At 69.1% G+C, this 24,975-nt stretch carries 24 protein-coding genes; 3 read left to right on the top strand and 21 right to left on the bottom strand.

Features of this window, described 5'->3' with window-relative positions:
• Positions 1-27: 27 nt before the first annotated feature.
• From LXN01_RS00645 to LXN01_RS00605, 9 genes are all read right to left on the bottom strand, one after another.
• Positions 28-429, bottom strand: a complete 402-nt coding sequence (locus tag LXN01_RS00645; RefSeq protein WP_236862613.1) for an Rv3654c family TadE-like protein — start codon at positions 427-429, stop codon at positions 28-30.
• The gene (locus tag LXN01_RS00640) at positions 426-776 is read right to left on the bottom strand and encodes a TadE family type IV pilus minor pilin (RefSeq protein ID WP_236862612.1); all 351 of its coding nucleotides are present in this window, start codon (positions 774-776) and stop codon (positions 426-428) included. Before LXN01_RS00640 ends, LXN01_RS00645 begins: the two co-directional genes overlap by 4 nt.
• Before the next feature lie 4 nt (positions 777-780).
• The gene (locus LXN01_RS00635; protein WP_236862611.1) at positions 781-990 is read right to left on the bottom strand and encodes a DUF4244 domain-containing protein; all 210 of its coding nucleotides are present in this window, start codon (positions 988-990) and stop codon (positions 781-783) included.
• Positions 991-1,139: 149 nt separating this feature from the next.
• Positions 1,140-1,754 carry a type II secretion system F family protein gene (locus LXN01_RS00630; protein ID WP_236862609.1) on the bottom strand — a complete coding sequence of 205 codons (615 nt, stop codon included), beginning with the start codon at positions 1,752-1,754 and terminating at the stop codon, positions 1,140-1,142.
• Positions 1,751-2,428 (bottom strand): type II secretion system F family protein, encoded by a 678-nt coding sequence (locus tag LXN01_RS00625; protein WP_236862608.1) that lies wholly within the window; start codon positions 2,426-2,428, stop codon positions 1,751-1,753. The genes LXN01_RS00630 and LXN01_RS00625 overlap by 4 nt, the downstream gene beginning before the upstream one ends.
• Positions 2,425-3,582 (bottom strand): TadA family conjugal transfer-associated ATPase, encoded by a 1,158-nt coding sequence (locus LXN01_RS00620; RefSeq protein ID WP_236862606.1) that lies wholly within the window; start codon positions 3,580-3,582, stop codon positions 2,425-2,427. The genes LXN01_RS00625 and LXN01_RS00620 overlap by 4 nt, the downstream gene beginning before the upstream one ends.
• A complete protein-coding gene (ssd, locus tag LXN01_RS00615; protein WP_236862605.1) occupies positions 3,579-4,589 on the bottom strand; it encodes a septum site-determining protein Ssd in 1,011 nt (336 codons plus the stop codon). Before ssd ends, LXN01_RS00620 begins: the two co-directional genes overlap by 4 nt.
• A 137-nt stretch (positions 4,590-4,726) precedes the next feature.
• Positions 4,727-5,569, bottom strand: a complete 843-nt coding sequence (locus LXN01_RS00610) for a Fic family protein (RefSeq protein ID WP_236862604.1) — start codon at positions 5,567-5,569, stop codon at positions 4,727-4,729.
• Between the two features lie 2 nt (positions 5,570-5,571).
• Entirely contained in the window at positions 5,572-7,884 is a 2,313-nt protein-coding gene (locus tag LXN01_RS00605) for a hypothetical protein (RefSeq protein WP_236862602.1), read from the bottom strand.
• A 273-nt stretch (positions 7,885-8,157) separates the two neighbouring features.
• Between LXN01_RS00605 and acs the strand changes: the two genes are divergently transcribed.
• Entirely contained in the window at positions 8,158-10,128 is a 1,971-nt protein-coding gene (gene acs, locus LXN01_RS00600) for an acetate--CoA ligase (protein ID WP_236863104.1), read from the top strand.
• 94 nt (positions 10,129-10,222) lie between these two features.
• Positions 10,223-10,630, top strand: a complete 408-nt coding sequence (locus tag LXN01_RS00595) for a phage holin family protein (RefSeq protein ID WP_236862601.1) — start codon at positions 10,223-10,225, stop codon at positions 10,628-10,630.
• Positions 10,631-10,736: 106 nt separating this feature from the next.
• On the opposite strand, the gene LXN01_RS00590 is transcribed toward LXN01_RS00595, so the two are convergent.
• Positions 10,737-11,462, bottom strand: a complete 726-nt coding sequence (locus LXN01_RS00590) for an NUDIX hydrolase (RefSeq protein ID WP_236862600.1) — start codon at positions 11,460-11,462, stop codon at positions 10,737-10,739.
• Positions 11,459-12,241, bottom strand: coding sequence for an endonuclease III (nth, locus tag LXN01_RS00585; protein WP_425547670.1), 783 nt, complete (start codon positions 12,239-12,241; stop codon positions 11,459-11,461). The genes LXN01_RS00590 and nth overlap by 4 nt, the downstream gene beginning before the upstream one ends.
• A gap of 131 nt (positions 12,242-12,372) precedes the next feature.
• Here nth and LXN01_RS00580 point away from each other — a divergent pair, with 131 nt between their 5' ends.
• Positions 12,373-13,050 (top strand): Crp/Fnr family transcriptional regulator, encoded by a 678-nt coding sequence (locus LXN01_RS00580; RefSeq protein WP_236862599.1) that lies wholly within the window; start codon positions 12,373-12,375, stop codon positions 13,048-13,050.
• Between the two features lie 74 nt (positions 13,051-13,124).
• On the opposite strand, the gene LXN01_RS00575 is transcribed toward LXN01_RS00580, so the two are convergent.
• The 10 genes from LXN01_RS00575 to LXN01_RS00530 form a co-directional block, all read right to left on the bottom strand.
• Positions 13,125-13,844, bottom strand: a complete 720-nt coding sequence (locus tag LXN01_RS00575) for an MBL fold metallo-hydrolase (RefSeq protein ID WP_236862598.1) — start codon at positions 13,842-13,844, stop codon at positions 13,125-13,127.
• Between the two features lie 84 nt (positions 13,845-13,928).
• Positions 13,929-14,897: an NUDIX hydrolase gene (locus LXN01_RS00570; protein WP_236862597.1), complete on the bottom strand. Its 969-nt coding sequence runs from the start codon at positions 14,895-14,897 to the stop codon at positions 13,929-13,931.
• Complete coding sequence (locus LXN01_RS00565) at positions 14,881-15,363, bottom strand: RidA family protein (protein ID WP_236862595.1); 483 nt, start codon at positions 15,361-15,363, stop codon at positions 14,881-14,883. The genes LXN01_RS00570 and LXN01_RS00565 overlap by 17 nt, the downstream gene beginning before the upstream one ends.
• A gap of 18 nt (positions 15,364-15,381) precedes the next feature.
• On the bottom strand, positions 15,382-15,537 hold the full coding sequence (gene sp36 / locus LXN01_RS00560; protein ID WP_236862594.1) for a Sp36 family protein: 156 nt from the start codon (positions 15,535-15,537) through the stop codon (positions 15,382-15,384).
• Positions 15,538-15,579: 42 nt separating this feature from the next.
• Positions 15,580-17,934 carry a transglycosylase domain-containing protein gene (locus LXN01_RS00555; protein WP_236862592.1) on the bottom strand — a complete coding sequence of 785 codons (2,355 nt, stop codon included), beginning with the start codon at positions 17,932-17,934 and terminating at the stop codon, positions 15,580-15,582.
• Positions 17,935-18,036: 102 nt separating this feature from the next.
• Entirely contained in the window at positions 18,037-18,933 is an 897-nt protein-coding gene (locus LXN01_RS00550) for a metallophosphoesterase (protein WP_236862591.1), read from the bottom strand.
• A 4-nt stretch (positions 18,934-18,937) separates the two neighbouring features.
• Positions 18,938-19,978, bottom strand: a complete 1,041-nt coding sequence (locus LXN01_RS00545) for an aspartate-semialdehyde dehydrogenase (RefSeq protein ID WP_236862590.1) — start codon at positions 19,976-19,978, stop codon at positions 18,938-18,940.
• Positions 19,975-21,276 carry an aspartate kinase gene (locus LXN01_RS00540; RefSeq protein WP_236862589.1) on the bottom strand — a complete coding sequence of 434 codons (1,302 nt, stop codon included), beginning with the start codon at positions 21,274-21,276 and terminating at the stop codon, positions 19,975-19,977. The genes LXN01_RS00545 and LXN01_RS00540 overlap by 4 nt, the downstream gene beginning before the upstream one ends.
• A 156-nt stretch (positions 21,277-21,432) precedes the next feature.
• A complete protein-coding gene (recR, locus tag LXN01_RS00535) occupies positions 21,433-22,041 on the bottom strand; it encodes a recombination mediator RecR (protein WP_236862587.1) in 609 nt (202 codons plus the stop codon).
• Positions 22,038-24,908 (bottom strand): DNA polymerase III subunit gamma and tau, encoded by a 2,871-nt coding sequence (locus tag LXN01_RS00530; protein ID WP_236862586.1) that lies wholly within the window; start codon positions 24,906-24,908, stop codon positions 22,038-22,040. Before LXN01_RS00530 ends, recR begins: the two co-directional genes overlap by 4 nt.
• Positions 24,909-24,975 lie beyond the last annotated feature (67 nt).

The raw sequence follows: 24,975 nt of genomic DNA, 5'->3' as shown, positions 1-24,975 counted from the left end.
GTGGGCTGCCTACGACGCCCTGTGCCATCAGCCGCTGCGAGCGGTCGGCGTTCCGGCCACCGCCGTGGCGCTGACCGATCCGAGTGGGGACGGCAGGTCGATCTCGGCGACGACTTTGGCCGTGCCAAGATCCGGCCTGGCGATGCACTCGGTGATCTCTGCTCCGCCGTGTTCGGCCGTCTCCTGCGCGACCGCGCAGGGCTCGCCCGGAGTGATGCCGCGGGCGGCGTCGGCGGCGGCGAGCGCTGCGAGGTCCGCAGCACTGTCGACTCGGGCATGTGCGAGAAAGGCCTGAGCACCCAGGCCGAGACCGACCGTCAGCCCGAGTGCGGCTGCTCCCACGGCGACGGAGACCACCGTGGACGAGCCTCGGTCGTCCACGCCGATGCGCCGCACCCGTGCGGTGACCCGCTGAAGGATGTCGGTCATCGGATCCCCTCCGTGCGAGCTGTGGCGGTGGCGGCGACGGAGTCGCGGATCGGGTGCAGGGATTCCGGCAGCGGCACGGAGACCTCGACGGCGGTGTAGCCGCCCTCGTGCCGAATCTCCACGACCGCGCCGGTCCCGGCGCGCTCCCGGGCCTCCCGGCGGATGTCGTTCTCCGGCTCGCCGCGTGCGGCTTCCCGCGCGGCCGCCCTCGCCGCGTCGTGTGCGCGCAGCTGGGACAGGCCGATGGTGCCCGCGCCCGCAATGAGCGCGATGAGCAATACGAGCGCCGGCATGATCATGGCGAACTCCGCAGTTGCAGCACCGCGGTCATCGCGGGACGCGGACATCAGGTCACACTCCCAGACCGAGTGCGCTGGAGATCACGCCGGTCACGAGTTCGCGGATTCCGTCGGATTTGAGGACGAGGACGAGCACCGCCGCGAAGCCGCAGGCGGCCAGCGTGGTGATCGCGTACTCGGCAGTGGTGGCTCCTGTGTCGTCCTGCAGGTCGGTGATGATGGTCGAGGGCGTGTTCCGGGTGTTGAGATCTGTCGTTGCCATCGTGAATCCTTTCCGTGTCGAGCGATGGTGATTCGATCCTGCGCTCCGCCGCCGGCCCCGACCACCACCACGCGCGGTCTGTGGATGGCCTGCGTTCGTCCACAGCGGCTCTGCAGCGACGGAGGACGGAGCTGTGACCGGAGGACCCATCAGCCGAAGAGGATGCCCATGTCGTCGACCAGACTCAGCACGACCGGCACCACTCCGAGCAGGATGAACGCCGGCAGAATGCAGACGCCCAGGGGAATCACGAGCTCGACTCCCAGCCGAGCCGCCGCGACCTGCCGGCGTCGGTGCTCGGCGCGGCGCAGGTCCCCAGCCAGGCCGCGCAGCAGCGGCGCAAGCGCGACGCCGGTCGACCGGGAGAACAGCACCAGGCGGCCGACCGCGGCCAGCTCCTCGTTCGAGCCGTCGACCTCGCCGAGCGCCAGCGAACGGCCGAGCCGGTCGAGCCCGGTCCGATCGCCGCCCGCCGAGGCCGCCAGCGACAGGGCGCGCTCCGTCGGGAGCCCGGATTGCAGACAGATCGAGACGAGATCGAGGTCGAAGGCGAGCGCGTCGACCCGGCTGGTTCCCGCAATGGCTGCCCCACCGCGCTCACTCGGCGCTCCGGATCGAATGTCTGCGGCGCAAGTCACGGCCCCGGAGCGCTGCGCGCCGACCCGGGTCAGCTCGCGCAGCCGATGGCCCACTCCCCCGCCGAGCAGCCACCAGCCGAACCCCACCAGCCCCCCGGCCAGCGCTCCCACGATGATCTCGATCATGCGGCCCTCCTGAGCAGTGCGCGCATCCACAGCCGGCCGCCGATGAGCAGCAGGGCGCCGAGCCCCAGGCTCAGCACTCCCGGCACCGATGCGAGCAGCTTTCCGAGGTCGGTACCGATCAGCAGCCCGAGTCCGAGCGAGAGGATCGGCAGCCAGGTGAGGACCGTGACGGTGGAGGCCGGCCCGGCCAGCGCCACGGCCCGCTCCCGGCTGGAGTCGGCCTTCTCCCGACAGGTCTCGGCGTACCGGGAGAGCATGTCGGCGGCCGGCGCACCTGCCGTCTCCGCCACGTACCACACGGCTGCCATGCCTTCGAACACCTCGGCGACGGGTGCGCTGAGTTCGCTGGTGTGGCGCCGGAGCGCGTCCTGCGGCGGGTCCCCGAGCTCGAGCGAGCGGCTGATGCGCATGAGCGCCTGCCCGAGGTCCTCGTCCTCGGCCAGGGCGGACAGCTGCGCCATCACGGTCGACGGCGGCATGCCCACACGGAGCAGCTCGGCGGCCCGGTCGATGACGGCCACCGCCGTTGACTGACGGTCCTCGTCCGTCCGCTTCCGCGCCCGCTTGGCCGCCGGCTGCGCGGCAGCGCTGAGGCTGGTCAGCCGGGCTGCGGCGGAGGACTCTGCGAGCAGCCAGAATCCCAGGCCGACCAGCAGACCGATCAGCCAGCTCATGACGCGCCGCGCTGCTCGAGCAGCCGCCGGGCCGCCTCGACTCCTGCAGAGGCGAAGCCGGTGGCGCGCTCCCAGACGGTCGACATCTCGATGCGATCGCCGCCCTCGGGAGCCGGCACGGCGACCTGCGCGATTCCCCGGCGGCCGCCCTCCCTGCGCACGTGGATGACGAGGTCGATGGCGGTGCTCATCTGGGACCTCACTGCCGCCGGGGTCATCCCGGCCAGCGCTCCGAGCGCCTCCAGCCGCGCGGTCACCGCCTGTGCCGTGTTCGCGTGGATGGTCGCGCAGCCGCCTTCGTGTCCCGTGTTGAGCGCGGTGAGCATGTCCCGCACCTCCGAGCCGCGGCATTCGCCGACGACGAGGCGGTCCGGGCGCATGCGGAGGGCATTGCGGACCAGGTCCGACATGCCCACCTCGCCGACGCCTTCGACATTGCTCTGCCGGGCGGCCAGCTGCACCACATGCGAATGGTCGATGAGCAGTTCCCGCGAGTCCTCGACGACGATGATGCGCTGGTCAGCGGCCACCTCGGACAGCAGAGCTCCGAGCAGCACCGTCTTGCCCGATCCTGTCCCGCCGGAGATCAGGAAGTTCGCCCGTCGTTCGAGCACTTCGGTGAGGAGCTCGTGGATCTCCCGGGGCACGAAGTCCGTCGCCAGCAGCTCGGCGAGCCGGAAGCCGGTGGGGCGCGGGACGCGGAAGGACATCACCGTCTGCTCCCCCGACAGCGGGGGGATGACCGCATTGAGTCGCACCCCGTCCGGCAGGCGGACGTCGACGAGCGGGCTCGAATCGTCCAGGCGGCGACCACCCAGCCCTGCCAGCCGCACGGCGAGGGCGCGCACGTCGGATTCGCTGCCCAGCGAGATCGGCACCGGCTGCAGGCCGTGTCCGCGGTCGGCCCAGATGTCGCGCGGGCCGTTGACGAACACGTCGGTGGTGCCGGGTTCGTCGAGCAGCGGCTGCACCGGACCGGCACCGGCGAGCTGCGCCGAGATTCTGGAGACGAGCTCCAGCAGCGCACCGGCACCGAGCACTCGACCGGTGCGCTGCACAGCGGTCGCGACGGCCGAGGCGGTCACGGGGCCGGGATTCTCCAGCAGGTAGTCCCGGACCTCGGAGATCAGCGCCGGTTCGATCCACTCGCTCACGACGCGAGGCCCGTCAGCACGAGCTCGGCGAACCTGCTCAGGTGGGTGCGGCCTGCCGGGATTCCCTCCCCGCGGTCGATGCGCGCTGCCAGGCTGCCGTCGTCGTGCAGTGTCCCGATCAGGTCCAGGCCGATCGTCTCTGCGACGAGTTCGGGGTCGAGTCCGAAGCGGTCGGTTTCGCGCACCACGAGCCTGACCCCGGGATGGACGTCGGCCAGCCGCCGCGCGACCCGCGCCGCCGCGACAGCGGCTCTGACCCGCGCGGGGGTCACGAGCACGAGATGGTGGCAGGCCCGTGCCCAGTCGGCGGGCGCGTGCCGCGGCAGATCCACGACGACGAGGTCGAATGCCTGCTGAGCGGCGGTGAGCACCGCGTCGAACACGTCCCCGGAGAGCTCTTCACGCCCCTCCCGGTCCCAGGACAGGACTGCCAGATCGTGGAACCGGGGCAGCGCCTGTGTCAGCGTCGACGGTCGCAGCCTGCCCTTCGACGCGGTCAGGGCCGGCCAGCGCAGCCCTGCGATGTCCTCGCAGCCGAGCACCAGATCGAGGCCCCCACCGAGCGGGTCGGCGTCGAGCAGCACGGTCGAGGTGTTCGTTCCGGCAGCGTGGCGGGCGATCGCGCAGGCGAGCACCGAGGCGCCCGCCCCGCCGGATCCGCCGACGATGCCCACCGTCGTGGCCGGGGTCGACGGGGGCTCGACCGCGGTGATCATGCGCTGGGTGAGCCATTCGGCGGCCGCCGGCAGGAGGGCGACGTGATCCACGCCCAGCCGGGCGGCGTTGACCCAGGCGTTGTGCGCCTCGGCGGGGGCGATGAGGACGGTGGGGACGCCGACGGCGTTGGGCGGGTCGACGACGTCCTCGCCGAGCAGGATCAGAACGGCGTCCTGCCAGCCGCCCGACTGCGGGGCGAGGACGTCGAGGGCGATGCCGATGCTGTCGGCGATCGCCGCACAATGTTCGACGAGGCTGGTCAGTTGGGTGAGCAGAGCGATGCGGGCCATGGTGCAACCCTGTCCATCGGAAGGTCACCTGTGCATCGCGGGCATCGCACTGGGGACAGCCGACGAGGGCCGGCCCCGGTGTGACCACCGGTGCCGGCCCTGTGACCTGGGATCCGGTGAGAGGATCCCGCACCTGGTCAGGCCGTCTTCGGCAGCTTTCCGGCCTGCACCGCCTGGCAGACGGTGCGGCCCTCTCCGGCGCCCTTCTCCACAGCTGTCGCGCACGAGACGATCCAGCCGGGGACATCTGCGCCCGAGGTGTAGGCTGCTCCTGCCTGGCCGTAGCCCTGGACATCTGACAGGAAGGCGGCCTCCGGCACGCCGACGCCGGTCGGGTCGACACCTGCGGAGACGAGCTGGATCCGGAACAGCGCCCGTGCGATCAGCCCGTTGCCGACCACGAAAGGACGCAGGGCGATGACTTCTCCCTGCAGGATCGCCGCCACCACCAGACCGGGCAGGGTCGGGTCGGCGAGGAGTTCGTCGAGCTGACCGATCCGGTCGGCCACCTCCGCCGGCCCCGGGGCCTGCGGCAGTCCGCCGAGGTCTCCGGGCTCCTCTCCGGCCAGCCTGGGCCGACCGAGCTGCTCGTCGGGGACCAGTCCGGCCCCGGCCGCCAGCGAGAGCTTCGACATCACGTGGGCAAGTCCGCCGCGCAGCGCATCGGGCTTCTCCGACAGCTCCTGGGCGACTGCCGCCACCCTGATCGCGGCGGAGAGCTGGGTGCCCGAGAGGTCGTCGGGCACCTCACGTGCTCCTGCGATGACTTCGCGGACGAATGCGATGGGGAATCGCGCTCCCTCCAGTGCCGCCGATGACCGGGCGGCGCGGACGGTCGCCTCGGCCCTGCATTCCGACATCCGCTTGCGCAGCGCGTTGTGCCATCGCAGGTCCGTGCAGGCGGCACGGGCTCGGGCGACGGCCTCCTCGACGGGATCGAGCGCTGCGAGGATGCGCAATGCCGAACTCAGCTCGCTCATCGTCAGCCCCGCTGGATTCCCTCGACGTTGTGCAGGACTCCCTCTCGACCATCGGAATTGCGGACGGTGAAGCTGGTGCCGTGATCGGCCAGTGCCAGGAACCATTCGCCCGGGGTGATGGTGAAGGCGGCGGCGCCGGTGGAGGGATCGACCGCGTCGCGCGGCTCGGGCACAGCGAACCAGAACGCCTGCTGGATCGGCGGCTGAGCCTGCTGCCCTACCTGCCCCTCTGCTTCTCCCGATTCCCGACCGGAGTGGTCGAATGCCCTGAACCACTGGGTGGGCTCGTCGGGGTCACCGGCAGCCTGCGCACTCTGCGGGTGGTCGCCCTGGAACGCGTTCTCCCCGGAACCGATTGCGGGCATCACAGCCGTGCCGTCCTCCCGGCCGATGGCCGGAATCACGGCGGTGCCGTCCTCGTTGCTGATGTCCGCTCTCGTCGAGCCGCCGGCCTGAAGCTCAGATCCCGTGTCCGTCCGTGCCGCCGAGTCCGACGACGGAACGTCATCTCCCCACATGGGATCGAAGCGCATGGTGTCTCCCAGGCCGGCTTCGCCATCGTGGTCTGCCGGTGCAGGCGTCGAGGAATCAGACTCGGAGGAGCCGGTGACGGACGTGGTCGACCCTCCCGCGTCGGCATTCTCCGCGCTGTCTGCGCTGCGAGAGACTGCGAGTCCGGTGGCGTCGGCGGATTCGTCTGCCCTGGCGGCCGGCAGGGTCTGATCTGCGAGTTGGGAGACTGCGGTCCCGGCTGCTGCGGATTCCTGGGGTTCGGGATCGCGTGCCTCGGATTCGGAGGCCGGAGAATTGACGTCCGGGGTCTCCGGCGCTGCGCTGGACTCGACCCCGGCATCGTTACGCCCGAAGGAGCCCGCCATGAACGCCTGCGTCGGTTCACTCTGCGCAAACTCCGGCGAATCGACGGAGCGGGTTCCCAGATACGTCCGGTCGTCGGTGGAGGTCTGCTGCGGCTCCTGCGGCGCGGGCTCATAGCTCTGCGGCGCTGACCCGAAATCGTGCGGACCCGAGCCGTAGCCCTGCGGTGCCGAGCCGTAGCCCTGCATGTCCGACCCGTAGCCCTGCGGTGCCGTTCCGTAGCCCTGCGCAGTGCCATCGGCCTGAGCCGCCCGGGAGGCCTGGGGACCGGAACCGTATCCCTGCGGCGCCGAGCCATAGCCGTGCGGAGCACTGCCGAACGCCTGGGGGCCCGAGCCGTGAGCCTGCGGAGCACCGCCGAACGCCTGGGGGCCGGGCCCGTAGCCCTGGGGTGCGCTGCCGAACGGGGCGGGCTGCATGGTCTGCGCCTGCTTGGACATGCGCTTGACCGGCCGGGCCTTCGGGTGGGCGGTCACCTCGTCGCGCTGGGCGAACTCCGCTCCGAGGAACGGGATCATGGTGAAGACGCCGGCGAAGCACGCAATGAGAGAGCCGAAGAACGCGAAGTACCCGCCGACGTGAAAACTGGGCACGGCGGTGATCAGGAACAGGAAGTTCGTCGCGAAGCCGACAGTGGTGAGCACCGCGATCAGCTGGTCCGGGCTCAGTGAGCCGATCCGCTGCGGGAAGCCCGCGATGAGCTTGTTGAGCAGGGAGATGACTCCGGCGGCGACGACGGTGAGCATTCCCATCAGTGCCCAGGCCAGCGAGCCGCCGGCCCAGTTCCACACCCACAGATTCGCGCCGCCGTCGCCGAACGGCGCGTCGAACCGATAGACCGGAGCGACCATGCCGACCAGCGCGAAGAGAGCGCCCACGAGCAGCAGGATGTCCCGGACGGTCAGTGGGCCGAGCACCCCGGCTCCGGGCCTGCGCTGCGCTGCCGGACCCTGACGATGGGCTGGTGTCGCGACGAAGCCGGGCTGCTGAGGGGAACCCGGACCGCCGTACGGAACCGGCTGCGAGCCGTAGGCACCAGGCTGCGAGCCATAGGCACCAGGCTGCGAGCCATAGGCGCCAGGCTGCGAGCCATAGGCACCAGGCTGGGAGCCATAGGCGCCAGGCTGCGAGCCGTAAGGCGTGGGCTGCTGGGGCCCCCGGCCGAAGTCACCGGACTGTCCGAACTGAGGTCCCGGTTGGCCACCGAACTGGCCCTGCTGTCCCCCGAAGGGACCCGGCTGCCCCGGAGGCCCGCCGAATTGACCGACCGCGTGCGCGCCGTGGGGCGCCGACTGGCCGCCGTCAGGCGTCTGCTGCGAGCCGAACGGCCCCGGGTGGGAATCCTCGGCGCGAAGTCCCTGCTGCCCAGGGGCCTGCTCCCCCTGGGGTGTCTGCCCCCAGTGGGGACCTCCGCCGGAGGGCTGATTCAGAGTGCTCATGTGCTCAATTTCTCCTTGGGACGCCCCGACGGTCGCCGGAGCAGGGGATTTACGGCATTCATCTTGACAAACCACACCGAGTCTTTCACACCCCGCACCTGATTCATGCGCTCGATTCTGCCGTTCCAGCAGCCCGGCTCAGGGCCGAGCGGAGCCCACGATTCCCTTAACCGGAACCGGCAATCGTTGTAGAGTTCGAACGGAACCAGGCGGAGGCCCGACCACCACCTGCCGCACCCTTGAGAAACTCCATCGATGAAGCCGGAGGACGACATGTCGGACGAGACAGCCATGGAAAGCCTGCATCACGAGGGCCGGACTTTCGATCCCAGCCCGGAGTTCGCCGCGCAGGCCAACGCGAGCGCCGATCTCTACGCTGCGGCGCAAGCTGATCGTCTCGGGTTCTGGGCCAAGCAGGCTCGGGAACTCATCTCCTGGGAGACCGACTTCACCGACACGCTCGACTGGTCGGACCCGCCGTTCGCCAAGTGGTTCGTCGGCGGACGCCTCAACGTGGCCTACAACTGCCTGGACCGTCATGTGGAGGCCGGAAACGGTGACCGGGTCGCGATCCACTTCGAAGGCGAGCCCGGTGACACTCGGTCGCTCACCTATGCTGAGCTCACCGCGGAGGTGAGCCGCGCAGCCAACGCGCTGGCCTCCCTCGGGGTGGGGCAGGGCGATCGCGTGGCGATCTACCTCCCGATGATTCCCGAGGCGGCCATCTCGATGCTCGCCTGCGCGCGCCTCGGCGCAGCCCATTCCGTGGTCTTCGGCGGGTTCTCATCCGACGCTCTCCACTCCCGCATCATCGACGCCGAGGCGCGGGTCGTGATCACCGCCGACGGGGGCTACCGGCGCGGCAAGCCGTCTTCTCTCAAGCCGGCGGTCGACGATGCGCTGGCCAAGGGCGACACCCCGGTGGAGAAGGTCCTGGTCGTCAAGCGCACAGGAGAGGACGTCGACATGGTCGACGGCCGCGACCTGTGGTGGGACGATGTGGTCGCCGAGCAGCCTGCCGAACACCGGTGGGAGTCCTTCGACGCCGAGAATCCGCTCTTCATCCTGTACACCTCGGGCACCACCGGCAAGCCCAAGGGAATCCTGCACACGTCCGGCGGCTACCTCGTGCAGAACGCCTTCGCGATGCAGACGGTGTTCGACCTCAAACCGGAGAGCGACGTCTTCTGGTGCACGGCCGACGTCGGCTGGGTCACCGGGCACTCCTACATCGTCTACGGCCCGATGGCCATGGGCGCCACTCAGATCATGTACGAGGGCACCCCGGACACCCCGCACCGCGGTCGCTGGTGGGAGATCATCGCCAAGCACGGCGTCACGACCTTCTACTCCTCCCCCACCGCCCTGCGCACCGCGATGAAATGGGGCGACGACATCCCGGCCGAGCACGACCTGTCGAGCCTGCGCCTGCTGGGCAGCGTGGGCGAGCCGATCAATCCCGAGGCGTGGATGTGGTACCGGCGGGTCATCGGCGCGGACCGGTGCCCGGTCGTGGACACGTGGTGGCAGACGGAGACGGGCGCCCATATGATCGCGCCCCTGCCCGGCGCGATGGCGACCAAGCCCGGCTCCTCCCAGCGGGCGCTGCCCGGAATCGTCGTCGACGTGGTCGACGACTCGGGCAAGCCGGTCGACAGGAACACCGCCGGCTACCTGGTCATCACCGAGCCCTGGCCGGCGATGCTGCGCGGAATCTACGGCGATCCGCAGCGGTTCAAGGACACCTACTGGTCCCGGTTCGAGAACATGTACTTCGCCGGCGACGGGGCCCGCTACGACGAGGACGGCGACATCTGGTTCCTCGGCCGCGTCGATGACGTGATGAACGTCTCGGGCCACCGGCTCTCGACCACGGAGATCGAGTCAGCACTCGTCTCGCACGAGGCCGTCGCGGAGGCGGCGGTCGTCGGCGCCGAGGACGAGACATCCGGACAGGCAGTCGTGGCCTTCGTCATCCTGCGCGGCGGCATCGAGGAGACCGAGGGCACGGTCGAGGAGCTGCGGGCGCACGTCGGCCGGGAGATCGGCCCGATCGCCAAGCCCAAGCGGATCCACATCGTCGCTGACCTGCCGAAGACCCGTTCGGGCAAGATCATGCGTCGGCTGCTCAAGGACGTTGCCGAGCACCGCAAGGTCGGGGATGCCACCACCCTGGCCGACGCCTCGGTGATGGATGTCATCTCCGCCTCGGTGGCGGCCGAGAAGTCAGGCGCTGACGAGTGAGGACCTCGAACGCCGCGCCGTTCCCGTGGGAGCGCCGGGAGGGATTAGGCTGGAACTCAGAGACAGCTGTTCGCATACATACAGAGGAGCCTCCATGCCCGAGCGGTCGATTTCCCAGCTGATCCAGGACATCAAGGCGGATTCCCGGGCCCTGGCCCAGGAAGAGACCGCGCTCGCCAAGTCGGAGATCCAGGTCGGCGCCAAGAACCTCGGAATCGGCGCCGGGCTTGCCGGTGCCGGATTGTTCCTGCTGTTCCTCGGCAGCATCATGGCGATCTTCGCGGCCGCCGCGGGATTCCACGAAGGGCTCGGCTGGCCGTGGTGGGGCAGCTTCCTCATGGTGTTCGGCATCCTCGTGGTCATCGCGCTGATCCTGGTTGCGGTCGCCATTCCGCTGTTCAAGAAGGGCAACCCGACTCCGACTGCGGCGATCAACGGCGGCAAGTCTGCGCTCGAGGCGATCACCCGCGCCCTGCGCAACCCCAGCGGACCGCGCGTCTGATCCGCTCGGAGCACCCGGAGCAGTGAGATGGCATGAGCCCGAGGACATCTCGTCCTCGGGCTCATGCCATGCAGAGCGGTGATTCGTCAGCGGCTGAGGTCTCGGCTCAGATCTGGATCTCGATATGGGTCTCCCGGTCCCAGTCGCGGGCCCAGCCGAGCTCCTCGAGCGCAAACTCCAGGAGCCCTGCCGTGAATCCCCATACGCGCAGCACTCCGACGTCGAAGGCCGGGGTGGAGTAGGCGCGGTTCGGCGGCGTGAAGGTCCCCCGGTTGGCCGGCGCGACGAGGTCCGCGATCGGCACGCGGTAGACGCGGGCCGATTCCGCCCGATCCATCACGCGCACAGCGGACGGGCGCTGCCACCAGCCGATCACCGGCGTGACGTCGAAGCGGCTGACCGGAATGTAGAGCGAATCCATCGTCCCGACGATCTCGATGCCGGAGCGGTCCACGCCGGTCTCCTCCTCGGCCTCCCGCAGCGCTGCGGCGACCGCGTCTGCGTCCTCCGGGTCCTGTCCGCCGCCGGGGAAGGCCACCTGCCCGGGGTGGTGGCGCAGCGTCGAAGCACGCTGCAGCAGCAGCACGTCGACATCAGCGGCATTCATGCCCTCCAGCCGCTCGACCTCATCCGCACCTGCTCGGGTGCGCGGCTTCTGACCGCGGCCGAAGAGCATGAGGACCGCCGCGTCGCGCACGCGTTCGTCCGGCTCCGCGTGGTGACGTCGCAGCCACTGCTCATGGCCGATCGACCGCGGCAGGCGGTCCAGGGCGTGGCGCGCCGGATCGGTGACCGCTCCCATCGCCTCTGCCCCAGTGTCCGAGACGTTCATCGCTGCACTCCTGGCTCCGTGGGTGATTGCCCCTGCTTCGCGGCGCCGGGCGCCATCTCGTACTTGAGCAGGCTGCGCGCCGCGTCGGGATCGAGTTCGCCGATCCCGAAGCTCGGGCACAGAGCTGCCACCGGACACGCGCCGCAGGCGGGCCTGCGCGCGTGGCAGATCCGCCGCCCATGGAAGATCAGCCGATGCGACAGCATCGTCAGGTCCCTGCGCGGGAACAGTGCCGCGATATCGTGTTCGATCTTCACAGGATCCGTCGCCCCGGTGAAGGCGAATCTCTGCGCGAGGCGGCTGACATGGGTGTCGACGGTGACTCCGGGCTGGTCGAAGGCGTTGCCGAGCACGACGTGGGCGGTCTTGCGACCGGTGCCGGGCAGGGTGATGAGATCGGCCATCCGGTCCGGCACCTCGCCGTCGAAGCGCTCGACGAGCTCCTGGGCGAGCGCGACGATGTTGCGGGCCTTGGCGCGATAGAACCCGGTCGAGCGGATGATCTGCTCCACTTCCTCGACAGGGGCAGCCGCCAGCGCACGGGAATCGGGAAACGCGGCGAACAGTTCGGGCGTGACCAGATTGACCCGGATGTCGGTGGTCTGCGCCGACAGCACCGTCGCCACCAGCAGCTGGAACGGGTTCTCGAAGTCCAGCTCGCACCGCGCGTGCGGATAGACCTCCGTGAGGATCCGGTCGATCTTCCGTGCCCGCCGGGTCCTGCCCAGCGGTGTCTCCCTCGCGAATCTGCGCGCGCTCTTCTCGGCAGTCGTCAACACGCGTTCCAGCTTATCCGAGGGGTCTCCTCCGCGGCGGTCGGCCCGGGCCCGCTTCCCCAGGGCGGGACGTGTGCGAAACCACACTGAGCAGGTAGATTGGGGGGCGAACTTTCAACGACAGGAGGACTTCAGTGGACATCGAGGTAGTGCGGAACGCCACCCTATTCGCAGGACTGGACAATGAGGCGACCAGCGCCCTCGTCAAGTTCATGAAGCCGCGCAGTCTGCGCCGCGGCACTGTGCTCTTCACCGAGGGGGATCCGGGCGATGAGCTCTACATCGTCTCCAGCGGCAAGCTCAAGATCGGCCGGGAGTCCCCGGACGGCCGGGAGAACCTCTTGTCGGTCATCGGTCCCGGCGAGATCATCGGCGAGCTGACCCTCTTCGATCCGGGCGCTCGGTCCACCACGGTCACTGCCGTGTCGCAGACCGAGCTCCTCAGCCTCAAGCACGAGGACCTCATGTCCTGGCTGCGGGAGCGCCCGCAGGCGGCAATGAATCTCCTCAAGGCACTGGCTCAGCGGCTGCGTCGCACCAACGACATCGTCGGCGACCTGGTGTTCTCCGATGTGCCGGGCCGGGTGGCGAAGGCGATCCTGGATCTGTCCACCCGATTCGGCAAACCGGCCCCGGACGGCATGCTCGTCGCCCACGATCTGACCCAGGAGGAACTCGCGCAGCTCGTCGGCGCGTCCCGCGAGACCGTCAACAAGGCGCTCGCAGACTTCGCCGCCCGTGGGTGGATCCGGCTCGAGGCCCGCGCCGTCGTCATTCTCGACATCGAACGGCTGCGCAACCGCGCCCACTGATTCGACACGCAGCCGACGTCCCCGGCGCGGCGGCGCTCGCCCCCGCCGGACCGCCCTGCGGCGAGGCGCCGAGGTCAGTCTGCGCTGACGTACTCCAGCTGCGCCCGCACGATCTGCAGCGCCGCTTCGCGCACGTTGTCCGGGACATCGCGATACACGATGTCCCGGACTTCCTCGGCTCCCGAAGCCCCAGCGGCCAGCGCCTGCCGAACCTGCTCGATCCGCTCCGCCCGGTGGGTGCGGTAGTAGTCCAGCACCGCGGCAGGATTCTCGATTCGGGGGCCGTGCGCGGGCTCGATAGTCTCGATGCGACCGACGGAGACCAGGCTGCGCAGGGTCTCCAGACTGTTGAGGTAGTCGCCCACCGACCCCTCCGGGTGGGTGATGACTGTTGTTCCCCTGCCGAGGACGGTGTCCCCCGAATAGAGGGTGGTGCCGTGCAGCACGCTGATGCTGTCTGCGGTGTGCCCGGGGGTGGCGATCACCTCCACCACATCCTCCGCGGCGGAGCCGAAGCTGATGCGCTGGCCGTCGTGCACCGGTTCGGAATGCCGTGCGAACCGCTCCAGGACCGCGTGGACCGGCACCTCGGGGGCCCAGGCTTCGATCGATCCCAGCATCTCGGAATGGTCGGCATGCTGATGCGTCAGGATGATGCCGCGCAGGTCCCGATCGCCCACCGCCGCCAGGAGTGCGCTGCGGTGCTCGGCCAGCTCCGGACCGGGATCGATGAGCAGGGCGGTGCTGCCACCGGCACTGTCCAGAACATAGGAGTTGGTCCCGTCCAGGGTCATGGGTGAGGGATTGTCAGCTTGGATCCGCATGGTCACTCTCGTCGTCGAGGGGTGGGTCGACTCCAGTCTACCGACGCAGCCCGGTCATTCCGCCCGCGGGTCGATCTCCGATTCCTCCTCGGTTTCGGCGACGAGCGGGGGCGAATCCGCGTCGTCCTCCCCCGATTCGACCGTGCCCGAATCGCGCAGCGCTCCCCGCTGAGACGGATCCGCGGGCGGGCTCACCGTCACCCACCATCGGTCGCCGCGCTGCGCGATCTCCGGAATGATCGGACGCAGATCGCGGATTCGGGTCATCGCGCTGCCGATCGAGGGCATCTCGGCCAGACTCTCGCACACGAGACGCGTGGCCACCGAGATGTGCTCGGAGCGATCGGGATCGCTCGCGGCGAGCACCTCGGCCGGCGCCTTCCACCCGCCCCAGGCGTCGTTGTGCGAGAGGAAGTCCACGTGCTGGACGTGAGGCAGCGCAGCCGTGAAGTAGACCGTGTCGAAGCGCCGCAGCTGCCACGGGGTGTTGATCCAGCGCAGCCAGGGGCGGAGCAGGTCGGGCCGGAACCGCAGGTCGCGATCATCGAGCACCTGCGGGAACGACAGCCGCTTGGCGGCCACCAGTTCCCGGGTGCTGCGCTCGACGGGTATCCCCGCCGTAGTCACCACCCGCCCGTCGATGTCCTCGGCAAGCAGGATCCCCATCGTCACGAGACCGATCCGGGCCGCGGCGGTGTAGAGGGCCAGCGCTCTGCTGGGGCTGTCGATCCGGAGAGCCGCGGCGCACTGCTCAGCACTCCAGCCGGCGGTGCGGAGGCGGCGGAGGTCCGAGGCGATCAGCTCCGTGGTCGGAAAAGCCCAACGGTTGCGCTCGGCGTTGCCGCGCGCGTCGGACTGCCGCGTCACGAAGACCTCCACCCCGGCCGCCGCTTCCCGCAGGAGCACGAGAGCGGCCGCCGGGGCGGGGCGGTCGGGGTGCAGCGGCCGCTCCGCGCCTGCGAACATCGTCAGCAGCCGCGACAGCTCACGTGAGGCGGCGAACTCCCTAGCTGGAGGGGACACTCAGTGCACGGACCTTGACCACGAGTTCGACCTCGACCGGGGTGTTCATCGGAAGCGCAGCCACTCCGACAGCGCTGCGAGCGTGCGCTCCCCGCTGCCCGAACACCTCATGGAGGAATTCGGATGCGCCGTTGATCACCTTGGGCTGCGCGGTGAAGTCGGGGGTCGAGTTCACGAATCCGACGACTTTGACAACCTGCTCGACTTCGTCGAGATCCCCGATCACCGATTTGACGGCGGCCAGCGCGTTGAGCGCGGCGATGCGCGCCACCGCGTAGCCGGTTTCCAGATCCACTTCCGCTCCGAGCTTTCCCTTCGCCGCGAGCTCACCGCTGACCAGCGGCAGCTGGCCGGAGGTGTAGACGAACTCCCCGGCTCGCACGGCCGGCACGTAGGCGCCCGCGGGAGCCGCGGTTTCGGGGAGGGTGTAGCCGAGTTCGGCCAGTTGCGCTTCGATGCGCGTCACGTTCTGCTCCTCTCCGCGTTACTGCTTGGGCCGCTTGAGGTAGGCCACGAGTCCGGTGTTGTCGGGACCGGGAACGACCTGGACGAGTTCGTAGCCGTCCTCACCCCACTGATCGAGGATCTGCTTGGTCGCGTGCACGATGAGGGGCACGGTGACGTATTCCCACTTCTGCATGGATCGTCCGCCTTTCTGTCGGGCTGATCTGTCCGGCTGGTGTCAGCCGCCGAGGCCCGGAGCACCGGTGGCTCCGTCGCCTTCGTTCTCGGGTTCGCGAGCCGGAGCGCTGTCCTCTGCGCCGCCGTCGTCGCCTGTCGCCTGCTCCTGGGCCGGAGCTGCGGGTTCACGGGCGTCTTGACCTGCGCCGCGTGCGTCGGGCTCATTGCCGCCGTCCTGCTCGCGTGCCGGGGCAGGATCGTCCGAGCCGCCGGAGGACCCACCCGCGGAGCCGCCGGAGGTCCCGCTCGGGCGGGGGAATCCGGTGTTGCCCTTCGTGTGCTTCACGGCCTTGTCCATGTAGGCCTGCCAGGTCTTGCCCGAGTAGGTTGCGCCGTAGACGAAGCCGCGCACGGTGCCCTTGGAGTTGGTGCGCCAGTCCATGCTCTTGTCCGGGTGCCCGGTCCACACGGCGGTCGACAGGGTCTTGGTGAACCCGACGAGCCAGGTGTGACCGACTTCGAAGTTCGTCGTACCGGTCTTCGCGGCTGCGGGGGCGCTGATCTTCAAGGAGCTGGTGGTGCCGCCGTTGAAGGTCTGCGACAGCGCGTAGGCGACGGTGTCGGCGATCTTCTCGTCGAGGACGCGCGTGCAGCCCGCGTCCGGCAGCTGAGCCTTCTCACCGTCGCGATCGGTGATCTCCGTGATCGGGCTGGGCCGGCAGTAGGTGCCGCCGGAGGCGAAGACCGCGTACGCGCTGGCCAGGTCGATCGGTGCCACCTCATTGGTGCCGAGCACCGAGGAGGGCATCAGCGCAGGCACAAGTCCGGTGTCCTTGTCGGGTTCGTCCAGCGATTCCCCGGTCCCCTGCTTGAGACCGAGGTCCATCGCCGTCTCCACGATGCCGCACATGTTGAGCTGATTGGCCATCGCCGCGTAGCCGGTGTTCACCGAGCTCTTCGTCGCCTGCAGCACGCTCATCGAGCTCGACCCCTTGCCGTCACCGGCGTTGCTCGGTGCCCAGGCCGCGGGGTAGCCCTCACATCCCTCGTATCTCCACGAACTGGCCGGGTAGCCGCGCTTGGTGGCGTTGACCTTGTCGTCGAGCCCACGCCCGGATTTCAGCCATTCCGTGAGCACGAAGGGCTTCCAGGTCGAGCCCACCTGGAAGCCGTTGGCTCCGTTGTGGGCGTTGTCGACGTTGAAGTTGATCTGGGTGTCTGATCCCTTCTCCCCCTCAGCGACCGCGTAGTTGCGGTTCTGGGCCATCGCGATCACCTTGCCGGTGCCCGGCTCCACAGTCACGGCGGCGTGGCCGGCGCCTGAGGGATCACCGACGGGAACCCGCTTCTTGACCTCTTTGTCGGCGGCCTTCTGGATGTCCGGCACGATGCTCGTCTTGATCGTCAGGCCGCCGCGCTGGAGGAAGTCCTGGCGCGCCTCCTTCGTCTCACCGAACGCGGCATCGTTCTCGATCACCCGCTGCACGTAGTCGCAGAAGTAGGCCATGTTCCCGGCGGCCGCACAGCCGTTCGGGGTGGTGTGGATGTCGAGTGCGAGGTCGGTCTTCACCGCCTCGTCGTACTCCTCCTGGCTGATCTTCTCGTGCTGCAGCATCAGCCCGAGCACCACATTGCGCCGTTCGAGAGTCTGCTCCGGGAAGCGCTCCGGGTTGAAGGCCGATGGGTTCTTCACGATGCCCGCCAGCATGGCGGCTTCGGCGATGCTCAGGTCCGCGGCTGACTTGCCCCAGTACCGGTAGGCGGCGGCCTCCACTCCGTAGACGTTGGGCGATCCGGAGTAGTTGTTGATGTTGAGGTAGCGGTTGAGGATCTCGTCCTTGCTGTACTTGTTCTCCACCGCCACGGCGAGCTTGGCCTCGCGCAGCTTGCGCGCATAGCCGGCAGTCCCCTCGCTCTCGGTGGCGGCTTCGACGCCTTCCCGGTTTCCGGCCGCATGCGCGTTGTCGGCGAGCACGTTCTTGACGTACTGCTGGGTGAGCGTTGATCCGCCCTGCGTCTGGTCGGACAGCACATTGTGCACGACGGCGCGGGCGATGCCCTGCAGATCGACTCCGCCATGATCGTAGAACCGAGCGTCCTCCACTGCGATGGTGGCATCCTGCATCTCCTGGGAGATCTCCTCGAGCGGGACCTCCCTGCGGTTCTGCCAGTAGAAGGTCGCGATCTCCGAGCCGTCGGCGGCCAACATCCGCGACTGTTCGGCAAGCGGCCGCTCCTCGAGCTCGGCGGGCAGCGCCTGGAAGATGTCGACCGCGCTTTCGGCGCCGGCAGAGGCCACGCCGACCGACGGGATTGCCAGACCGGCGCCGACAACGCCGGCGATCACGCTGACGGCGATGAACTGGAACCAGGCCTGAAGCTTGCCCTGGTGGGAATCGGACGCAGGAGACACCATGGCCGCAATGATAGCGAAGGGCCCGCGCCCCGACTGTCAGACAGCGCGCAAGCTCGGCTGAATCGTTACGACACCGCCGCCTGTCGTCCCGCTCTCGCCGGATCAGGCCGTGCGCGGCGCCAGCTCCACCAGGGAGACCTCGGGAGGGCAGGCGAAGCGGACCGGGGCATACGGCGAGAAGCCCAGTCCGGCAGAGATCTCGACGGCTGTCCCTCGATGATCGAAGACGCCGCGCGCACGTGACCGATCCAGGTCGCAGTTCGTCACCGGTGCTCCCCAGAAGGGAATGCGCAGCTGGCCGCCATGAGTATGGCCGGCGAAGACGACGTCGGCCCCCGCCTCGGCGAATGCGTCCAGCGTGCGTAGGTACGGTGCATGGGTCACCCCGATGCGCACACCGGCGCCCGAGGCGAATGCGGGGTGTCCGGCGGTGATCCGATCGGCGTCCATGTGCGCGTCGCCGAGGCCGGAGAAGGAGATGCGGACCCCCTTCACCGTGAGCTCGGCGTCTCGGTTGTCGAGCTGCAACCAGCTGCGTGCCGTGAATGCGTCCACCATCTCCCGTGTCGGCAGACCCGGTTTCGAGCGCTCTCCGCCGGCTTCGGACGGGGCGAAGAGATAGCGCGCGGGGTTCTTCATCTCCGCGGCGTGGAAGTCGTTGGACCCGAGCACGAAGACTCCGGGCAGATCGAGCAGATCACCATAGGTGTCGAGCAGATCGTCGAGCAGATCAGCTGACATATTGTCACCGGTGTTGACGACGAGGTCCGGCTCCAGTGAGCGAAGGCCGTGCACCCACCGCTTCTTGTGGTGCTGCCAGGAAGCCAGATGCAGGTCGGACACGTGAAGAACCCGCAGCACGGGCGCACCGGCCGGGAGCACGGTCAGCCGGTGGCGGCGCACCCGGAACAGATGGGGCTCGATGCCGGCCGCCCACACCCCGCCGGCCGCGCCGACTGCGGCGAGGGCGCCGAGGCCGGCGAGGAGCGGATTGGCCAAGCGCTCAGCCCTTCCGCGCGGCGATGAGACCGGCGATCTGGACGGTGTTGAGCGCCGCGCCCTTGCGCAGGTTGTCGTTGGACACGAAGAGCACGAGGCCTCTGCCCTCCGGCGCCGACTGGTCGGCGCGGATCCGTCCGACGAAGCTGGCGTTGCGTCCAGCGGCCTTGAGCGGAGTGGGGACCTCGTCGAGTTCCACCCCGGGAGCCGCTCCGAGCACCTCGCGAGCCCGCTCCGGGGAGATGTCACCGTCGAATTCGGCGTGGATGCTCAGGCTGTGCCCGGTGAACACCGGCACCCGAACACAGGTTCCCGCCACCCTGAGGTCGGGCAGTCCGAGGATCTTCCGGCTCTCGTTGCGGAGCTTCTTCTCCTCATCGGTCTCGTTCTCGCCGTCATCGACGACCGAGCCGGCCATCGGCAGCACGTTGAAGGCGATGGGCTCCACGTAGACCTTGGGCTGCGCTGCGATGGACGCACCGTCCCGGACGAGCTCCCGAGCATTCGGCAGTGCCGATTCGGCCTGGCCGTAGAGTTCGTCGACGCCTGCCAGACCCGATCCCGATACCGCCTGATACGTGCTGACGGTGAGTCGGCTCAGCCCGGCCTCGTCGTGGAGTGCCTTGAGCACCGGCATCGCAGCCATCGTGGTGCAGTTCGGGTTGGCGATGATGCCCTTGCGCGCGTTGTCGATCTCCTCCGGGTTGACCTCGCTGACGATCAGCGGGACCTCGGAATCCAGCCGCCACGCGGAGGAGTTGTCGATGACCGTGACGCCGGCGGCGGCGAACCGCTCGGCCTGTGCCCGGGAGGTGGAGCCGCCGGCGGAGAACAGCGCCACGTCCAGACCGGTGGGGTCGGCCGTCGCCGCGTCCTCCACCGTGATCTCCCGGCCCTTGAAATCCAGGGTGGTGCCGGCCGACCGGGCCGAGGCGAAGAAGCGGATGTCGCCGATCTCGAATCCGGGATCCTCGGCCAGCAGGTCGCGCATCACGCCGCCGACCTGCCCGGTCGCGCCGACCACTCCGACGTTCAATGCCGTCATCGTCCTGTCCCTCCGTAGACGACTGCCTGGGTTTCCTCCGAGTCGAGCCCATAGGCCGCGTGAGCGGCCCTGACCGCGTCGTCGAGCAGGTCCACATGAGTCACGACGCTGATGCGGATCTCCGAGGTGGAGATCATGTCGATGTTGATGTGGGCCTTCGACAGTGCTTCGAACAGCCTCGCGGTCACGCCCGGGTGAGAGCGCATTCCGGCGCCGATCACCGAGAGCTTGCCGATCTGGTCGTCGTACTGCAGATGGTCGAACCCGACCGTCTCCTTGATCGCCTCCAGCGCCTCGATCGCCTTCGCCCCGTCGTCCATGGGCAGGGTGAAGGAGATATCGGTCCGGCCGGGATCACGAGTGGAGATGTTCTGGACGATCATGTCGATGTCGATCTCCTGGTCGGCGACCGTCTTGAAGATCTCCGCAGCCTTGCCGGGCACATCGGGCACCCCGACGATCGTGAGCTTGGCTTCGGAGCGGTCATGGGCGACCCCGGAGATGATTGCCTGTTCCATGGATTCTTCCGTTTCTTGGCTCGTAGTGCGGAATTCGGCCGGAATGGGAGAGTCGGTCACCCAGGTGCCCTGGAGCTGAGAGAAGGAGGACCTGACATGCACGGGAACCCGATAGCGCCGGGCGTACTCCACGCAGCGCAGCATGAGGATCTTGGCCCCCGAGGCCGCCATCTCGAGCATCTCCTCGTAGCTGATGCTGTCGATCTTGCGTGCTGAGGGAACGATCCGGGGATCAGCGGTGAAGACGCCGTCGACGTCGGAGTAGATCTCGCAGACATCAGCGCCCAGGGCCGCCGCGAGCGCAACGGCTGTGGTGTCCGAGCCGCCGCGGCCGAGCGTGGTGATGTTCTTGGTCGTCTGGCTCACGCCCTGGAATCCCGCCACGATGGCGACGTTGCCGTCGTCGAGCGCTGACCGGATGCGGCCCGGGGTGACGTCGATGATGCGTGCCTTGCCGAAGGACTCGTCGGTGATGACGCCGGCCTGGGAGCCGGTGAAGGACTGCGCTTCGTAGCCGAGGTTGGCGATGGCCATCGCGAGCACTGCCATCGAGATCCGCTCCCCGGCAGTCAGCAGCATGTCGAGCTCGCGGGCCGGCGGGACCGGTGAGACCTCCTGCGCCAGGTCGATGAGATCGTCGGTGCTGTCGCCCATCGCGGAGACGACGACCACGACATCGTGTCCGGCCTTGCGGTATTCGACGATGCGGTGCGCGACTCGCTTGACGGAAGCGGCATCGGCAACGGACGAACCACCGTATTTCTGGACGACTAGGCTCACAGCAGTCACTTTCGTAGGCGTTGATTCGGCTCCATTGTACGGGGCGTCCGATTCGCGGAATCAGTAGCCCGCAGTCGGTGCGGTGCGCAGTGCGGACGTGATGCGGTACTCCGCACCGACCGATCCTGCGGGCCTGCCGCAGACGGAGCCTGCGTGTCAGCCGGTGACGGGCCGCCGCCCCTCGAAGGCCCGGCCGAGGGTGACCTCGTCGGCGTATTCGAGGTCGCCGCCGACCGGCAGCCCGGAGGCGAGCCGGCTCACGGTGACCCCGACGGAGGACAGCAGCCGCACCAGGTAGGTGGCGGTCGCCTCGCCTTCCAGATTGGGATCGGTCGCGATCACGCATTCGGCGACCTCGCCGGACTGCAGCCGAGGCAGCAGCTCCTTGACCCGCAGGTCATCAGGTCCCACTCCCGCCATCGGGTCGATGGAACCGCCGAGCACGTGGTACAGGCCGCGGTACTCGCGTGTCCGCTCGATCGCGACAACGTCCTTGGGCTCCTCGACCACGCAGATGATGCTCTGATCCCGCCTGCCGTCCTTGCAGATCACGCAGCGCTCGTCCTCTGCCACGTTGCCGCAGATCTCGCAGAACCGCACCCTCTTCTTGACCTCGGTCAGAGCGGAGCTGAGCGCCTCCACCTCCTCCAGCGGGCTCTGCAGGATGTGGAAGGCCAGGCGCTGCGCGGATTTCGGCCCGATGCCGGGCAGCTTGCCGAATTCCTCGACGAGGTCCTGGAGGGCGCCTTCGTAGAGCATGCTCATTCGTTCTTCTCCTCGATCACAACGCCACCCAGCAGCCGCTCGACCACCGGCACTCCGAACTCGGGTGCTTCGGAGATGTCGATGTCACCCTCCGGGTCGTAGTCGACGTAGTTCTCCACGGGATCCGGCTCCGGGACCGCCGCCGCCCGACCGGCCTGCGGGCCCGTCGGGACGACGCCGCGCGCGTGACGCGCGGCGATCGCGGCGAAGGGATCCGCCGCACCGGTCTGCGTCTCCGCAGCGGGAGCTGCCGGGAGCTCGTGATTGTCGGTGAACGAGATATCCGGGTCCGCGTAGGCCCCGAGGAAGTCAAGGTCGTCGTAGCCGCCGGCTTCGTCCCGGGCCGCCTGATGATCGCTCCCGTCCGCGGGTTCCGAGGCTTCCGAAGTGTCCGGCCGGGGAGCTTCCGCGTGGTCCTGTTCGGGCCCTGCCTCGCTGTCCGGCTCCGGGGGTGCCTCGTCGCCCGGCTCCCGGGCGCCTCCGCTGTCCGGCTCGAACTCATCCGCGTAGTCCGGCTCCGGGATGTCCGCGGGCGGCGGCACCGCCACGAATGGAACGTCGACGGCACCGCTGCCGGCGCTGGTGAGCGCTTCCCCGTACGGGGCCGGGGCGTAGCCCCCGAATTCGGTGCGGCGGTCGCCCGGATCCGAGGCGCGTGTCGAGTCAGCAGTCGAGCTTGCCGGCGCTGTCGGCGCCTCAGGCGTCTGGTCGGGAGGTGCGCTCAGAGAGGCACGCCGGTCGTCCTCCGCATCGTCGTCGCCGCCGTCGTCGGCACCCCACGGGCCGCCGGCGGGGGGCGCCTGCCAGAACTTCTCGTGGTCGACCGGTGCACGGTCGGCCTCGCGAGGTCCGACAACGGAATCGACCTCGTCCTGAGTGGGTCTGCGGGGACCCGAGGGGCCGGGGGCGGGCCGGGATCCTGACGGAGGGGCACCCCCACCTGTCGCTGCCGGAGTCCGATTGACCGGGTCTCCGGCGATGCCGGCTTCCACGCGCGTCTGGATTCCGAGCACTTCGCTGATGGACTCGGCCAGCTTCTGCGCGTTGCCGCCGCGGGCGAACCCGGCGACGGAGCCCTGGTTGTTGAAGCCCAGGAGCAGCACGCCTGCCGTGAACGACTGCGGCACCGCATTCGAGCTCACGATGGCGCGAGCGAGCTTGCTGCGTCTGCCGAGTGCTTCCAGGATGTCCGGCCACGATCGGCGGATGGCATCGATCTCGGCTCCGACAGCGGATCCGGCAGGTGAAGCCTGAGGCGCTTGCGACCGGGCGGGACGGCCCTCCTCCGGCTGGGCAGCCGATGCGCGGGGGGCAGGGGGCGAGGCAGCCGCGTGTGGTTGAGCAGGTGCCTCCGGCCGTGCGGCCACGGGTGGCTGAGCGGGCGCCTCCGGCCGTGCGGCCACGTGTGGCTGAGCGGGCGCCTCCGGCGGTGCAGGTGGCTGTGATCGGGCAGGCGATTCGGATTCGCCGAGAAGTGATTCGGCAGCCGCGGCGGCGGCCGCGAAGTCGTCCAGGTCGTCGTCCATGCTGCGATCGGCCGCATCCGGGCGAGCCGGCGGAGTCGCCGCAGGCCGAGGATCGTCCTGATCTGCGACTGGGCCGGCGGAAACGGCCGTAGAAGCGGCTGCGGGAGCTCCGGGGGCTGCTCCCCCGATGCCTGTGCTCGCAGCCGCGCTCTGTCCCTGCGGTACAGAACCGGTGGCGCCCATTCCGATCCGGCGCTCCAGCCGCTCCAGGCGGGTCAGCGCCGATCGCCGAGAGTTTTCCGCTCCCGGGAGGAGGATCCGCGCGCAGATGAGTTCGAGCTGCAGCCGGGGTGAGGTCGCCCCGGACATCTCCGTCAGCCCGGTGTTCAAGAGGTCCGCGGCGCGGGACAGCTCCGCCTGCCCGTAGGACCGCGCCTGCTGGATCAGCCGCTCGAGCCGATCCGCCGGGACTTCGGGCATGAACGCCGCGGCGTCGCTCGGAGCGGCGCCGATGATGATGAGATCGCGGAATCGCTCCAGCAGATCCTCGACGAACCGGCGCGGATCCTGACCCGATTCGATCACCCTGTCGACGACGCGGAACACCCCTGCGCCGTCACCGGCCGAGAAGGCGTCCACGATGTCCCCCAGCAGGGAATCCGGTGTGTAGCCCAGCAGCGCGACCGCAGTCTGGTAGTCGATGCCGTCAGCGGTGGCCCCGGCCATCAGCTGGTCCAGCACGGACAGCGTGTCGCGAACCGAGCCGCCTCCTGCTCGGACCACCAGCGGGAGCACACCCTTGCTCACGGGCACCTGCTCCCGGTCGCAGAGCTCCTCCAGATAGCGGGTCAGTCCTTCGGGCGGGACGAGCCGGAACGGGTAGTGGTGGGTCCGCGAGCGGATGGTCCCGATGACCTTCTCCGGCTCGGTCGTGGCGAACACGAACTTCACATGCTCCGGCGGCTCCTCCACGAGCTTGAGCAGCGCGTTGAAGCCCTGAGTCGTGACCATATGGGCCTCGTCGAGGATGAAGACCTTGAAGCGGTCGCGCGCCGGAGCGTAGACCGCCCGCTCGCGCAGATCCCGCGCATCGTCCACACCATTGTGGCTGGCGGCGTCGATCTCCACCACGTCGAGCGAGCCCGGCCCTCCGTTGGCGAGATCCCGACAGCTGGGGCACTCACCGCACGGCTGGGGTGTGGGCCCCTGCTCGCAGTTGAGGCAGCGCGCGAGGATGCGTGCCGAAGTCGTCTTCCCGCAGCCGCGCGGCCCCGAGAACAGGTAGGCATGATTGATGCGCCCGTTGGCGATGGCGGCCTTGAGGGGACCGGTGACGTGATCCTGCCCGATGACCTCGTCGAAGGTATCCGGGCGATAGCGGCGATACAGTGCGGTGGACACGGAACTACCTTACTGCCCGTCGCGGACACGGGCGCCGGCTGCTGATCCTCCGGCCGGGAGACCGCTG

This window comes from Brevibacterium daeguense (assembly GCF_021729135.1).
GTDB classification, from domain to species: domain Bacteria; phylum Actinomycetota; class Actinomycetes; order Actinomycetales; family Brevibacteriaceae; genus Brevibacterium; species Brevibacterium daeguense.
This window is presented reverse-complemented; position numbering and strand designations above follow the sequence as displayed.